Source organism: Mesorhizobium sp. WSM4815 (assembly GCF_055811575.1).
In genome coordinates this window covers 75,668-88,540 of record NZ_JBVVQS010000102.1, presented here as the reverse complement: position 1 = coordinate 88,540, position 12,873 = coordinate 75,668, and the positions used below count along the sequence as shown (strand labels likewise).

Here is a 12,873-nt window from a genome sequence, read left to right as displayed (position 1 = left end):
CGCGGAATGGATCCCAGGATCTCCGCGACGGAGCTTCGCTCCTGCTCCGCCCAGGGATGACGAAGTTGGCGTTGATTTGACAGATCCCTGGCTGTACCTGTCCGGGAACAAGGGGGCCCGATGGCAGTGATCGCGAAAATTCTCGTCTTCGCCGGTTCGATTCGCTCTGGCGCCTACAGCGGCAGGACCGCCGATGTGGCGCAGAAGGAACTCGCCCTGCATGGTGCCGAGGTGACCCGCATCTCGCTTGCCGACTATCCGCTGCCGATCCTCGACGAGGACCTGGAAAAGGAGAAAGGCATTCCCGAGAACGCCATCAAGCTTGCCCGGCAAATCGCGGCCCATGACGGGCTGCTGATCGCGACGCCCGAATATAACGGCTCGATCCCGCCGCTGCTCAAGAATACCATCGATTGGGTGAGCCTGGTGCGCACGGATGACGGGCGGTCGTTCAGGCCGTTCACCGGCAAGCCCGCCGGCATTTGTTCGTCTTCCAAAGGACATTTCGCCGGGGTACGCTGCATCAACCATCTGCGCGCCGTGCTGGTGCGCTGCCAGATGGAGGTGGTGACGCCGGAGTGCTCTGTCCCGGAGGGCGGCAACGCCTTCGACGAGGACGGGAATTTCAGGGACGAGCGACTGCACAGATCGATGGAGCACCTATGCCGCACGCTGATCGAAACCTCGCGCCTGCTGTCGACGCGGATCGAGGCGTGATCCAGGAGCGCGCCAGCACCATGCAAGACAGACTGATCGTCGGCCTCGACGTGCCGACGCTGAAGGACGCCGAGACGGTGGTGCGCGAGCTCGACGGGGTCGTCTCCTTCTACAAGATTGGCTATCAGCTCGCCTTCGCCGGCGGCCTCGACTTCGCCCGCGAGCTCGCCAGCGGCGGCACCAGGATCTTCCTCGACATGAAGCTGCTCGACATCGACAACACGGTGGCCAAGGGCGTCGAGGCCATTGCCAGGATGGGCATGACCATGCTGACGCTGCACGCCTATCCGAAGACGATGAAGGCAGCGGTCGCGGCCGCCAGGGGCAGCGATCTCTGCCTGCTTGCCGTCACCGTGCTGACCTCGATGGACGAGCAGGACGTGATCGACGCCGGCTATGAGCATGACCCGCATACGCTGGTGCTGAGGCGCTCCGAGCAGGCGCTGCACGCCGGCATGGGCGGCATCGTCTGCTCGGCCGAGGAAGCGGAAGCGGTGCGCCGGATCGTCGGCCCCAACATGGCCGTCGTCACGCCGGGGATACGGCCCAAGGGCAGCGACCATGGCGACCAGAAACGCGTCGTCACGCCGGCGCAGGCGATCCGCAACGGCTCCAGCCATCTCGTCGTCGGCCGGCCGATCGTCAGCGCCGCCGACAGGCGAGCGGTCGCGGAAGCAATTCTTGACGAAATGCGCTCGGCCTAACAATTCGGAGAACAAGCATGCCGAAGGGATACTGGATCGCCCGCGTCGATGTGCGCGATGCGGAAGGTTACAAGGACTATGTCACTGCCGCCAAACCGGCTTTCGATCGTTTCGGCGGGGTTTTCCTGGCGCGAGGCGGTGCGCATGAAAAAGCAGAAGGGCCGGGCCGCGACCGCAACGTGATCATCGAGTTTCCGTCATTGGCTGCGGCGCACGATTGCTATCGCTCGCCCGAATACCAGCGCGCCGTCGCGATCCGGCAGAAGGTGGCCGACGGCGAGATCGTGCTGGTCGAAGGGGTCTAGTTTAGTTCAGCGGCCACTGCCGTACCGTCGCGAACGTGCCCGCGGCGTTCAGATCGAATGCAGGATGTAAAGCTTGCGCGTTTTCTCATGGATGGTCCATTCGCCCTCCCAGCCAAGCGGCAGGACGAGCAATTCGCCGGGTCCGACATCTTTGGCTGCGCCACCAGGACCGTGCAGCGTCACGCGGCCGGACACGATGTGGCAAATCTCGGAATTCGTCTCACGGCGCGCGGTGAACCGGCCTTGCGAACATTCCCAGACACCGACTTCGATCTTGCCATCCTCCGAAGTCCAAAGCGTGTTGGCTGCTTCCATCTGATCGCCTTCCAGCGAGGTGGGCTTCGGCTGGGGCTCACCGAGGTCGATATGCGCCAGGTGGGCGAAGGTCTTGAAGTCGATCATTGCTAAATCCTCGAAGTGATGCGGGTCAGTGCCCGGTGATGCGATCGGCCAGGGCGGCCAGCCGCGACGTGCGCGGCAGCCCCTTTGCTTCCCGCTCGTCGGCAATTCGATAGAGCTGATACATCGAATGGACGCCAAGCCAGCGCAGCGGCTCTGGCTCCCACTTGCGCACGGTTCGATTGACCCAGGGAAGCCGCGTCAACTCGGTGTCGTTGCCCAGCAGCAGATCGCGCAGAGTGCGCCCTGAGAGGTTCGAGGTGGAAACGCCGAGGCCGACATAACCGCCGGCCCAGCCTATTCCGGTGTGCCTGTCAAAGCCCACCGTCGTGCACCAGTCGCGCGGCACGCCCAGCGTTCCACACCACGCGTGGTCGAGCTTGAGTCCCTTGGTCTGCGGCAGAAGCGTCGTCAGGATTTTATGCAGCTTGTCGATCGTCGCCTGCTGGGTGACGCCTCGAACGTCGGTCTTCGAGCCGAACCGATAGGGCACCCCGCGCCCGCCCATGGCAATGCGTCCTTCCCGGGTGCGCTGGGCGTAGCAGTAAGTGTGCGCGGCGTCGCCGAGCACCTCGTAGCCATCCCAGCCGATTTCGCTCCACAGCTTGTCGGAAAGCGGCTCGGTGACCACGATGGCGCTGTTGAGCGCCAACCACAGTCTTTCGTGGCCGGCGATTCCCGCGGTAAAGCCCTCGGTCGCCCGCACGATCTTTTCGGCTCGCACCACGCCCCGGTTGGTTGCGACCGTGCCCTTCTCGATCGACAGCACGGTCGTCTGTTCGTAGATCGGGACGCCGAGCCGCTCCACTGCCCTGGCGAGCCCCTGCACCAGCTTTGCCGGCTGAATCCGCGCAACCTTCTTGATGACGAAGGCGCCGCGGGCGTTGTGCACCGCTATGCGCCGACGCATCTCGGCTGCATCGATATACCCGACGCGCTCGTCGGTCAGCGCCCAGGATCTGGCATGGGCATACATCGCCTTGGCGCGCTGCTCCTGCGCCTCGTTGGTTGCGACCAGCAGTTCGTCGGTGCGACGAATGTCAGCGTCGATGCCTTCAGCTTCCGCAACCGATATGATCTCGTTCACCGTGCCCGTCATTGCCGCCTGCATGGCGATAACTGCAGCGCGCGAGGTTGCCTCCTCATATTTTTCGCGCGACCAAGAGAACCCGCCGGACAGCCAGCCGCCATTGCGCCCCGAAGCACCGAAGCCGGCGAACTCCTTCTCGATGACGACAATATTGAGATGCGGGGCTGCCTGCTTCAGATAATAGGCGATCCAAAGGCCGGTGTAGCCGGCCCCGACGATGCAGACGTCGGCCACGATATCGCCCTGCAGCGGCGGCCGATAGCCGGGCACCCCGCCGATGTCGGCATACCAGAATGAAACGTCGCCGTTCTTCTTCACGTCCATTGTCGCGATTTCCCAGACAGGATTTTAGGTCAGCGTGAAATCGGCGTTTTCGTCGTCGGCCAGCAGCTTCACGTCGCTGCCCGCGAATACGAGGTCGACCTCGTCGCCGATGGCGAAGGTCTCGGCCTCCAGCGTCGAGCGCACGATCGCCTTCGAGGTGTCGGCCAGCACGACCTCGTATTTGGAGCCAGATCCGAGATAGATGGCCTCGCCGATGCGCCCGGGCAGGGTGTTTCGATCTTGTCCGCCCTTTCCCCGCCTGGCGAGGCTCAGCTTCTCCGGCCGCAGCAGCATCACCGGCTTGGCGCCGTCGGCAAGGCGTTTGGCGGCGGCCACGTTCCGTCCGGCTACGTCGATGGCGGTCTCGTTGCCGGAGGTGGAGGCTGCACCACGCAGTATCGTCGAGTCGCCGACGAACTTTCCGACGAACAACGTCTCGGGCTCGTCGTAGAGTTGGCGACCGGTGCCGATCTGCTCGATGCGTCCCTGGTTGAACACGGCGATGCGGTCCGAGAGGACCAGGGCCTCCTCCTGATCGTGCGTGACGTAGACGAAGGTGGTGCCCAGTTCGCGGTGGATCCGTTTGATCTCGAGCTGCAGCCATTCACGCAGCTTCTTGTCGAGTGCGCCGAGCGGCTCGTCCATCAAGAGCAGCGGCGGGTCGAATACGATGGCACGCGCCAGCGCGACGCGCTGCTGCTGTCCGCCGGAGAGCTCGCTGGGGAAGCGGTGGCCGAAATCGGCCATCCTCACCATGTCCAGCGCCTTGCGCACCCGGGCCGCGCGATCGGGATTGGCGATGCCGCGCAGGGTCAGCGGATATGCGACGTTCCTGCTCACCGTCATATGCGGGAACAGCGCGTAGTGCTGGAAGACGACGCCGATATTGCGTTTGTGCGCCGGTACGCCGATGACGCTTTTGCCGCCGACATCAAGCGAACCCGAGCTGACTTCGGTGAAGCCGGCGATGACGTTGAGTGTGGTCGTCTTGCCCGAACCGCTGGGTCCGAGCAGCGTCATGAACTCCCCCGGCTCGATGCGCAGCGAGACCTTGTCGAGGGCGATGAAGCTGCCATAGTGTTTGCTGACGGATTTGAGATCTATGGCTGCGCCGCGGGTCGATGGTGAGGCCATGTCAACGTTTTCCCTGTCTCGAACCGATCAGCAGCCCCGCCCCGATCACTAGCGACGTCACGATGAAGAGCAGCGTGCCCACTGCCGCAACGGTGGGGTCGGCATCCCGGGTGATGCTCGAGAATATCTGGACCGGCAGTGTCTTCAGATACGGGCTGGTGATGAACAGCGCGACGATGATCTCGTCGAATGAGGTCACGAACGCAAACAGCAGTCCCGACAGGATGCCCGGCGCGATCAGCGGCAAGGTCACCGTCCTGAACGCCGTCAGCCGGGTCGCGCCGAGGCTGGCCGCAGCAGTCTCAAGCCGTTTGTCGAAGACTTCCAGGCTGGCGGAGACGGCGATGATGACGAAAGGAACGGCGAGCATCGTGTGGGCCAGCACAAAGCCGGTCATGGTGCCGACCAACCGCGTATCGAGATAGACCGCGTAAATTCCGACGGCAAGCACCACCCCCGGCACGACCATTGGCGTGATCAGCAGCGCGCGCAGCACGCCGCTGATGCGACTTTTCATGCGATCGAGGCCGAATGCCGCCAGCGTGCCGATGACGGTGGCGAACAGCGCCGTGACGACGGCTACCTTGAGCGAGCCGATCAGGCTCGCCGACCATTCGGGGTTGGTGAAAAAGTTCTGGTACCACTGCCAGGAAAAGCCGGATGGCGGAAAGGCCAGCGACTTCTTGTCGTTGAACGACATCGGCACGACAACGATTGTCGGTGCGACCAGCCAGACCGCTACCAGCAGGCAGTACAGACCGAGCAGGATTCGACCGGGCTGTTTCATCAGCGCCTCGAGCCCGTCTTGTGCGGTTGACGCGACAGCGGCGCTGCGAGCGCGAGTAGGACGAAGGTCGCGATCAACAGCACCACACCCATCGCACCGCCGCGGCCCCAGTTGAGCAGGCTGAGCACCTGGTTCTGGATCAGGGTCGAGAGCATGGTCGATCGCGGACCACCGAGCAGCGCCGGGGTGATGTAGAAGCCGAGTGCAAGAATGAAGACGATGATGGCGCCCGCGTAGACGCCCGGAAGCGAGAGCGGCAGATAGACCTGGGCAAAGGCGCGCGCCGGGCTCGCGCCGAGGCTCCGTGCCGCCTGCATGAGCCGCAGGTCGATCGTCTTCATCACCGAATAGAGCGGCAGGATCATGAACGGCAACAGCACCTGCGCCATGCCGATCACCACGCCTGTCTGCGTGCGGATCAGCTTGACCGGGCTGAGGCCGACTGCCCTGATGACGGAGTTGATCACGCCGGAATCCTGCAGCAGGACGACCCATGCCAGAGTGCGCACCACGCCGCTCACCCAGAACGGCACCAGCACGCACAGGATGAGGACGAGCCGCATCCTGGGTCCGACCGCGGTCATCACATAGGCATAGGGATAGCCGGCGATGAGACATACCAGCGTCACCCAGGCGGAGATCGCGAAGGTCCGCTGAAGCACCGTCAGATTGACCGGTGTGCCGAAGAACCAGGCATAGTTCTGCCATCCCCATTGCGGCTCGGAAAAGCTGCGCAAGGTCACGATGGCGAGCGGCAGGCCCAGGCAGATGACGAGCAGCAGCAGCGCCGGCGCGACGAGCCAGAAAGCCTGTCCACGAAACCAGCGCCGCCGGCCGTCTGCCGTGACAGCCGGAACAGTGTCCCGGCTGTCGATTGCTCTCGTTGCCACGGCGGCGGACCTAATTGCCGGCCATCAACCCATTCCACTTTTCGTTCGCCACCTCGAAGTTCTCCACCCAGAACTTGATGTTCTGCTGATAGCCAAGCTTCAGCTTGTCCGGCGTGTTGGTCATGAACGCCGCGGTGATCTCGTCCACTTCGGGCTTCGCGTCCTTGTGGATCGGGGTATACGAGGTGGTTTTTGCAAGCGTCTCCTGCGCGCTCTTGCCGAGGTAGGCGTTGATCAGCGCATGCGCCGCGTCGGGGTCCTTGACGCCCATCGGAATGGTCATCTGATCCATCACCACCAGCCAGTCCTGCCACGCCGGCGTGTACTTCGCGCCGTTCTTCACAGCGGTCATGGCACGTCCGGTCCACATCGCGATCATGTCGGCTTCGCCGGATTCGGCGAGCTGCTGGGAATCGGCGCCGGTCTTCCAGAAGATCGTGTCCGGGCCAAGCGATTTCACCTTCTCGATAGCCTTGTCGATATCGGCCACGGTCATGTTTTCGACCGACCCACCGGCGGCGAGCAGTGCCTGCTCGATCATGCCGCCGGACAGATCGCCGCTGCCCTCCAGGGCGCGCGAGCCCGGGAATTTCTCGATGTCGAAGAAATCGTTCCAGCTCTTGGGCGGGTTATCCTTGTACTTTTCGGTGTTGTACATCAGCACCACGCCATAGTTCATGGCCGGCACGCTGCATTCGCTGATCTGGCCCTCCGGAATGTTGGACGTATCGATCTTTGAGAAGTCCAGCTTCTGGAACAGCTTGCCGCAATAGACGTAGGGCGGAAAATCGCCGGTATCGACAACGTCCCAGGTGACATTGCCGGACTCGACCTGCGCCTGCAATTTCGAGATCTCGGTTGGCCCGTCGCTGAGCAGCGTCACGCCTGATTTGTCGACGAACTCTTTCAGCGCTGCGATCTGACCATCCTGATAAATGCCTCCATACGAGACGAAGGTGAACGTCTTGCCCTTGAGCGAGCCCTCTGCCACCTCGCCCGCCACCGGCTTGCTCTGCGCAAGCGCTGCTGTGGTGATCATCAGCAGCCCGAGCGCGGCCGCCTGTCCGATCCTGGTTTTCATGTTTTATCTCCCATTTATGTGCACCCGCATTACTTCGGTCCGTCCGGTTGCGAGCCTTGTCCGGGCGTGTATCGATTGAGTTCCGCCGCGCCACTGGTCGGGGGCGCGATGATCCAGAGCACCTGCGCCGGCGTCTTGCCGACATTCTCTGTACGATGCGGCGTCGAGGTTGCGTATTCGATGCTGTCGCCTTCGTTCATGACGAAGCGTTCGTCTGCCAGCGTCAGCTCGACTGTGCCCTTCAGGACGACGAACATCTCGTGCTTGCCGCCATGCGTGTAAGCTTCGTCGCCGGTCGAGCCGCCGACGTCGAACTCCCCCGAATAAACCTCGAATTCATGGATCGGCCGCCGCGACAGCAGCGTCTTTCGGCAACCGTGGCTGATCGGCAGCAAGGGGCGGTCGGCCCTGGTAAGCACCTTGTGTAACCCGCCTTCGGTCTGCTCGAACAATTCGTTGATGCCGAGATCCAAGGCTGCCGCGATCCGCATCAAGGTGCTGGCGCTGGCGCCGCTCAGATTGCGCTCGAGCTGGCTGATGAAGCTCGCCGTCGTGCCGACCATGTCGGCCAGCTGGCGAAGCGAAATGCGTCGGGCCATGCGAATGGCCTTGATCCGGCCGCCGACATGCTTGGCCTTGCCGGCTTCCGTCGTCGCCAGCGCGGCTACCTCCGGGGATGTCGCAGGGTCGACTTTCACCGAGCGCCTCCTTCACTTAACACCCTATTAAGTGAAATGTCGGAACGCAAGCCGTTTGTCGAGGCACGGTCCTGGCCCGTCGGCACGGCTGCGTACGCGGGCGCTGCTCATTTCGTGGGCGAGGCGAAAAAACGGCTCGCGGCGGTCGCGGCCATCGCATCGGCGAGGCCCATCTGCCATTGCGTGCGGCAATAGGCGCGGAAATCGAAGCAAGGCAGGCCCGGGCAGACCTCGAACTCGATGAGGTGGATGCTGTCGTCGGCTTCGATCCGGAAATCAACGGAAAACACATCCCGCAGGCCAAGCCCGGCGATCAGGCTTTGCGCGATCCGTCGGATCCTTGCATCGGCTCGCGGCTGGCTGGCGGCAACCGGCAGCAGCACCGGCTCGGCATATGTTCCCGCCGCCCTGGCAGCCTCGCCGGTGTCGCCGTAGAGCGCCAGGCTGTCTTCCATTGTCTGGAAATCACTTCCCGACTCGACAAAGACGATGCCGAGCGCTTCGACGCCGGTGTCCGGCTTCAGACCGAGAAAACTGGCGCGCGCATTGCGCCCGGTGACGTAGGGCTGCACGACGACATCGTCGCGATAGGCGGCGAAGACGCGCCGGCTAAGCTCAAGCGCGTGGCCGAGATCTCTGCTGCGCGAATCCGGCCAGATGCCAATCTTGGCGCCGAGCCGGTTCGGCTTGACGAACCAGCCTACTGGCGAAGCCGGTGGCTCAACCAGCCAGCGTCCGTCGCGTGCCAAACCGGATTGCGGCACCGGCAGGCCGAGTGCGCCGAGCACGGCACCGGAGCGGAACTTGTCCTGGCAGAGCGCGAACAGCGCATCATCGGCGCCGAGCAGCTTTAGGCCGTTCAGGCTTGCCAGCGCCGGCGCCGCACCGCCACGGAAATAGGCGATGCCGTCGGTCAGCGTCCACACCAGCGTCGTCTTCGGATCCTCACCGGCAAGCAGATTTGCGCCATCGTCGAGCGCCACCGGCGCGAAGGACAGGCCGCGCGTCTGGCAGGCTGCGGCCAGCGCGTCGAACTCGGGGGCGATGTCGGTCGATTGCGCCAGATAGGAGGCGATTTCGGCGGCGCGCCCCGGCACGTGGCCATCAGCAACCAGCCGCTCGAAGCAGGCGTTTTCCGGCTCGTAGACTAGGATCAGCTTCGGCCTGCGGCTTGACATGGCATCACAACGATTCCTGGCGATGAACGGGCCTGGCAGCGCGACTGCCTACCATCGCATGGCGGATGTATCAGGCTTTCGCGAAATCGACGTCAGCCTAGCCAATCAGCACGCGCGGCTCGAAGCGGCCGTTGACCGGAATGTCGAGCAGAAACGTCATGCCGGCTTGCGGGTCCAGCAGGCGCTGTTTCTTATCCTTGCCCGACCAGGCGGAGGTGACCGCCAGCCGGTCGGCATTCCTGCCGACAAAGGCCGGGCAGGACGGCTGCGTCACCGGCATCGCGACCGAACGGATGAGCTTGCCGTCAGGCCCGTAGGCTTCAACGACGCTGCCGCCCCAGCAGGCGTTCCACAGGACACCGTCGCGATCGAGCACCGAACCGTCGATATAGCCCTTGGCCTTGCGGTGATCGACGAAGATTTTTGGCTCGCCAGCCGGCAGGCCGGTCGCCGGATCGCAGCCGACGCGCATCAACAGGCCGGTGCTGGTATCGGTGTAATGGGCAACGGTTCCATCTTCGGAAAAACAGATCGAGTTCGACACCGTGATGTCTGAATAGAGCCGGCGCAATTCACCCCTGAAGAACCAGTAGATCGAGCCAGCGGCCTTTGCCTCGCCCTTGCCCATCGTGCCGACCCAAAAGGCGCCGCAGGGATGGACGCGCGAATCGTTCGAGCGCGTCGCCGGATTGTCGGCCTCGATGGCCGTATGCAGCGTCATTTTGCCGGTCGCCACGTCGCGGACATGCAGGCCGGTTTCGGTGGCGATCAACTGTCTTTTGTCGTCGACGACGGCGATCGCGCTGGCCATTTGGCCAAGCTCGTGGATTTTGACGGCACCGCCGGACAGGGGCTTTCCCAGAAGTTGGCCGTTGACGATGTCGAACCAGTAGAGCGTTTCGGTGGCGGGGTCATAGCTCGGGCCTTCGCCGAGTTGACAGACATGGTCGGAAAAAACCGAACCGATGGCTTCGCTCATGGCGCTGCTCCAAACGCTGCGTCCCAGGCCGCGACTGCGGCCTGCGCCCGCGTTGCCACCTCGTCGACGCTCATACCAGGCTTGAACAGGCTGGAGCCGAGGCCGAAGACGCTGACACCGGCCGCCTTGTAGCCGGCAAAGTCCTTCTCCGACACGCCGCCGACCGCGCCGACCAGCGTCTCAGCCGGCAAAACGGCGCGCATCGCCGCGATCCCGGCCGCGCCGAGCACGCTGGCTGGGAAGAATTTCAGCGCCGAGGCGCCGAGCCGGATGGCCTGGAAGGCTTCGGTCGGCGTGAACACACCGGGCATCGTCACCATGCCGTAATTCATGGCGCGACCCATGACCTCGGCATCGATGTTGGGGCTGACCAGCAGCCGCCCGCCGGCCTTCTCCAATCCGTCGACATCGGCTGCGGTCAACACAGTGCCGGCGCCGACCAGTGCCGTCGCCGGCAGCGCCTCCACGATCTTTGCGATGGAGACAAACGGGTCCGGCGAATTGAGCGGCACTTCGATCGCTTCGATGCCGGCCTCGAAGATCGCCCGGCCGACGGCCACCGCCTCGTCCGGCCTGAGGCCGCGCAGAATGGCGACAAGCCCGCGCTCGAGCTTCGGAAACGATGCAGTTTCGGTCATGCGGCAACTCCGCTTCCAGCAATCATGCCATTTTTGCGCGCCGCCTCGATCAGGCCGGCACGCACCGCCTCGTCGGCATCGACGGCTCTCACCGCAAGTCCGGCAAGGCCGAGCGCCTCAGTGTAGAGCGCGCCGAGCGCGCCGGAAGCGACCAGAACGATCGACGCCGCGCCTTTTCGATAGCGGCGGCTGGCCGAGGCGATCTCGCCGCCGATCAGCAGGCCGGACAGGCAAGCAGCGGCATCGTCGGCCTTCAGGTCCTGCAAAAGGCCCGCAGCGCGGATCGAGAACAGCCTCGATGTGACATCGCCGCCCTCGGAAAGCGCGATCTCGCACCACCGCTGGAAAAACGGATTGCCTGGTGCAACCGGCTTGGGCTGCTCGCCCAGCGAATGGCGCAGGATCGAGTGCGCCGCCAGCACCGAAAACAGCTCGCCGGTCGGCCAGGTGCCAAAACCGGCAACGGCGCCGTCCTCGACCAGCACCCATTTGGAGTGGGTGCCGGGCATGCAGACGAGATGGCGGCCTTTTGCCGGCAAACCGGCGCCGGCAAGCTGCGTTTCCTCGCCGCGCATGACATCGGGCGCGTCGGCCTGGCGCTGGGCAAGGCCCGGCACGATGCGGATGTCCCGGCGCTGGCCCGGAACGCGCGCAGCACCGGCAAGGATGGCGCCAATCGGCGCCGGCACGCTGACATAGGGCGCCTCCAGCCAGCCCTGGCGCGAGCCGGCCATGCCGCAGATGATCACGGGCATCGCTTTCGGCGCGCCCATCGCCGCCAGATGTCCTTCGAGGATGGTCGAAAACCCGGCCGCCTGCGCGGTGATCAGCCCGTCGTCGCCGCGACGCTCGGCGAGGACATTTCCGGCCTCATCGACCAGCCAGACCCTGAGACGGGTGGTGCCCCAGTCGACGGCGGCCACAGAAGGCACGTTGCTCGCTGAGTTCACAGGAAGCCCCCATCGACGATCAGCATCTGCGCGGTCAGCATGCGCGAAGCGTCCGACGCCAGGAACAGCACCGTGCCGACGATGTCTTCCGGCTGCATCACCTGCTTGATGCATTGCTTGGCCACGTGGGCGGCGAGCGCCTGTTCGGTGACCCAGAGCTGCTTCTGCCGCTCGGTGATCACCCAGCCGGGTGCGATCGCATTGACGCGAATGCCGTCGGCGCCGAGCTTGCCGGCAAGCCCCTTGGTCAGGCCGACGATCCCGGCCTTGGCGGCGGTATAGGCCGGCATGTCGGGGTGATTGATCAGGAACGACGTCGACGTGAAGTTGATGATCGAGCCGCCGCCGGCGCGCTTCATGCCCGGCGCCACCGCCTGTGCGGAGAAGAAATGCGGGCGCAGGTTGACCGCCTGGTTGTTGTCCCAGAACTCCACGGTGACGTCTTCCACCGCGTGGCGATCGTCAAGTGCCGCATTGTTGACCAGCACGGTGACGTCGCCATGCGCCTCTGCCGCCCTGGCGGCCGAAGCCCGCAGCGCCTCGACGTCGCGTATGTCGGTCCTGAGATAGAGGGGGCGGCGGCCGAGATCCTTTTCGATGCGGTCGGCCAGCGCCAGGCTCGGGGCGGCGGCGATGTCGATGAAGGCGACTTTTGCCCCTTGGCGGGCAAAACCCTCGGTCAGCGCCGCGCCAATTCCGGAGCCGCCGCCGGTAATCAGCACCGAAGCGCCCTCAAGGTCGGCAAAGCGCGCCGATGGCATCTTTTTTTCTCCCATGCTCAGTCGGCGCGCATCCTAGCCAGCCCGGTCGGGGGAGCAAGTGCGAAAAACCGAATCCCGAGGCTTATGTCAGACAAAAAGACGATCACGCCCCCGCTATGCCGCGGGCCGGCTATGTCCGGCAGGGAAATGCGATCCGATTGCCTTGGCGCGCAAGGCGCCGTCGAAGGCAATCCTCAAATGTCGCGATTGGCAGATGACGGGCGAAGCTGTACAGGCA

At 64.2% G+C, this 12,873-nt stretch carries 15 protein-coding genes; 3 read left to right on the top strand and 12 right to left on the bottom strand.

The genetic code is table 11. The features are described 5' to 3' along the window. Window positions 1–120: 120 nt before the first annotated feature. The 3 genes from AC0L2B_RS29190 to AC0L2B_RS29180 are packed head-to-tail and all read left to right on the top strand — an operon-like array spanning window position 121 to window position 1,726. Window positions 121–717, top strand: coding sequence for an NADPH-dependent FMN reductase (locus tag AC0L2B_RS29190; RefSeq protein ID WP_473747835.1), 597 nt, complete (start codon window positions 121–123; stop codon window positions 715–717). Window positions 718–737: 20 nt separating this feature from the next. After that, window positions 738–1,421 carry an orotidine-5'-phosphate decarboxylase gene (gene pyrF, locus AC0L2B_RS29185; RefSeq protein WP_287175746.1) on the top strand — a complete coding sequence of 228 codons (684 nt, stop codon included), beginning with the start codon at window positions 738–740 and terminating at the stop codon, window positions 1,419–1,421. Between the two features lie 17 nt (window positions 1,422–1,438). Continuing rightward, window positions 1,439–1,726, top strand: coding sequence for a DUF1330 domain-containing protein (locus AC0L2B_RS29180; RefSeq protein ID WP_473584834.1), 288 nt, complete (start codon window positions 1,439–1,441; stop codon window positions 1,724–1,726). Window positions 1,727–1,774: 48 nt separating this feature from the next. Here AC0L2B_RS29180 and AC0L2B_RS29175 read toward each other — a convergent pair whose 3' ends face one another. The 12 genes from AC0L2B_RS29175 to AC0L2B_RS29120 all read right to left on the bottom strand — a co-directional run bounded on the left by AC0L2B_RS29175 (window position 1,775) and on the right by AC0L2B_RS29120 (window position 12,635). Continuing rightward, window positions 1,775–2,128, bottom strand: a complete 354-nt coding sequence (locus tag AC0L2B_RS29175; RefSeq protein ID WP_473747833.1) for a cupin domain-containing protein — start codon at window positions 2,126–2,128, stop codon at window positions 1,775–1,777. Window positions 2,129–2,153: 25 nt separating this feature from the next. Continuing rightward, complete coding sequence (locus tag AC0L2B_RS29170) at window positions 2,154–3,539, bottom strand: NAD(P)/FAD-dependent oxidoreductase (RefSeq protein ID WP_473747832.1); 1,386 nt, start codon at window positions 3,537–3,539, stop codon at window positions 2,154–2,156. A gap of 24 nt (window positions 3,540–3,563) precedes the next feature. Further along, window positions 3,564–4,673 carry an ABC transporter ATP-binding protein gene (locus AC0L2B_RS29165; protein ID WP_473747831.1) on the bottom strand — a complete coding sequence of 370 codons (1,110 nt, stop codon included), beginning with the start codon at window positions 4,671–4,673 and terminating at the stop codon, window positions 3,564–3,566. 1 nt (window position 4,674) lies between these two features. After that, complete coding sequence (locus AC0L2B_RS29160) at window positions 4,675–5,460, bottom strand: ABC transporter permease (protein WP_473747830.1); 786 nt, start codon at window positions 5,458–5,460, stop codon at window positions 4,675–4,677. Next, window positions 5,460–6,350: an ABC transporter permease gene (locus AC0L2B_RS29155; RefSeq protein WP_473747829.1), complete on the bottom strand. Its 891-nt coding sequence runs from the start codon at window positions 6,348–6,350 to the stop codon at window positions 5,460–5,462. Before AC0L2B_RS29155 ends, AC0L2B_RS29160 begins: the two co-directional genes overlap by 1 nt. Window positions 6,351–6,360: 10 nt before the next feature. After that, window positions 6,361–7,431 carry an extracellular solute-binding protein gene (locus tag AC0L2B_RS29150; RefSeq protein ID WP_473747828.1) on the bottom strand — a complete coding sequence of 357 codons (1,071 nt, stop codon included), beginning with the start codon at window positions 7,429–7,431 and terminating at the stop codon, window positions 6,361–6,363. A gap of 29 nt (window positions 7,432–7,460) precedes the next feature. Continuing rightward, a complete protein-coding gene (locus AC0L2B_RS29145) occupies window positions 7,461–8,129 on the bottom strand; it encodes a helix-turn-helix domain-containing protein (RefSeq protein WP_473747826.1) in 669 nt (222 codons plus the stop codon). 107 nt (window positions 8,130–8,236) lie between these two features. Continuing rightward, window positions 8,237–9,307: a D-alanine--D-alanine ligase family protein gene (locus tag AC0L2B_RS29140; RefSeq protein WP_473747825.1), complete on the bottom strand. Its 1,071-nt coding sequence runs from the start codon at window positions 9,305–9,307 to the stop codon at window positions 8,237–8,239. 97 nt (window positions 9,308–9,404) lie between these two features. Beyond that, window positions 9,405–10,286 (bottom strand): SMP-30/gluconolactonase/LRE family protein, encoded by an 882-nt coding sequence (locus tag AC0L2B_RS29135; RefSeq protein WP_473747824.1) that lies wholly within the window; start codon window positions 10,284–10,286, stop codon window positions 9,405–9,407. Beyond that, window positions 10,283–10,924: a 2-dehydro-3-deoxy-6-phosphogalactonate aldolase gene (locus AC0L2B_RS29130; protein ID WP_473747823.1), complete on the bottom strand. Its 642-nt coding sequence runs from the start codon at window positions 10,922–10,924 to the stop codon at window positions 10,283–10,285. The genes AC0L2B_RS29135 and AC0L2B_RS29130 overlap by 4 nt, the downstream gene beginning before the upstream one ends. Continuing rightward, window positions 10,921–11,874, bottom strand: coding sequence for a 2-dehydro-3-deoxygalactonokinase (locus tag AC0L2B_RS29125; RefSeq protein ID WP_473747822.1), 954 nt, complete (start codon window positions 11,872–11,874; stop codon window positions 10,921–10,923). Before AC0L2B_RS29125 ends, AC0L2B_RS29130 begins: the two co-directional genes overlap by 4 nt. Further along, window positions 11,871–12,635, bottom strand: a complete 765-nt coding sequence (locus AC0L2B_RS29120) for an SDR family NAD(P)-dependent oxidoreductase (RefSeq protein ID WP_473747821.1) — start codon at window positions 12,633–12,635, stop codon at window positions 11,871–11,873. The genes AC0L2B_RS29125 and AC0L2B_RS29120 overlap by 4 nt, the downstream gene beginning before the upstream one ends. Window positions 12,636–12,873 lie beyond the last annotated feature (238 nt).

Coding starts and splice junctions, on each gene's coding strand:
- AC0L2B_RS29120 (WP_473747821.1), bottom strand. CDS start 12,635: ATGCCATCGGCGCGCTTTGCCGACCTTGAGGGCGCTTCGGTGCTGATT.
- AC0L2B_RS29170 (WP_473747832.1), bottom strand. CDS start 3,539: ATGGACGTGAAGAAGAACGGCGACGTTTCATTCTGGTATGCCGACATC.
- AC0L2B_RS29135 (WP_473747824.1), bottom strand. CDS start 10,286: ATGAGCGAAGCCATCGGTTCGGTTTTTTCCGACCATGTCTGTCAACTC.
- AC0L2B_RS29160 (WP_473747830.1), bottom strand. CDS start 5,460: ATGAAACAGCCCGGTCGAATCCTGCTCGGTCTGTACTGCCTGCTGGTA.
- AC0L2B_RS29190 (WP_473747835.1), top strand. CDS start 121: ATGGCAGTGATCGCGAAAATTCTCGTCTTCGCCGGTTCGATTCGCTCT.
- AC0L2B_RS29130 (WP_473747823.1), bottom strand. CDS start 10,924: ATGACCGAAACTGCATCGTTTCCGAAGCTCGAGCGCGGGCTTGTCGCC.
- pyrF (WP_287175746.1), top strand. CDS start 738: ATGCAAGACAGACTGATCGTCGGCCTCGACGTGCCGACGCTGAAGGAC.
- AC0L2B_RS29140 (WP_473747825.1), bottom strand. CDS start 9,307: ATGTCAAGCCGCAGGCCGAAGCTGATCCTAGTCTACGAGCCGGAAAAC.
- AC0L2B_RS29150 (WP_473747828.1), bottom strand. CDS start 7,431: ATGAAAACCAGGATCGGACAGGCGGCCGCGCTCGGGCTGCTGATGATC.
- AC0L2B_RS29180 (WP_473584834.1), top strand. CDS start 1,439: ATGCCGAAGGGATACTGGATCGCCCGCGTCGATGTGCGCGATGCGGAA.
- AC0L2B_RS29165 (WP_473747831.1), bottom strand. CDS start 4,673: ATGGCCTCACCATCGACCCGCGGCGCAGCCATAGATCTCAAATCCGTC.
- AC0L2B_RS29175 (WP_473747833.1), bottom strand. CDS start 2,128: ATGATCGACTTCAAGACCTTCGCCCACCTGGCGCATATCGACCTCGGT.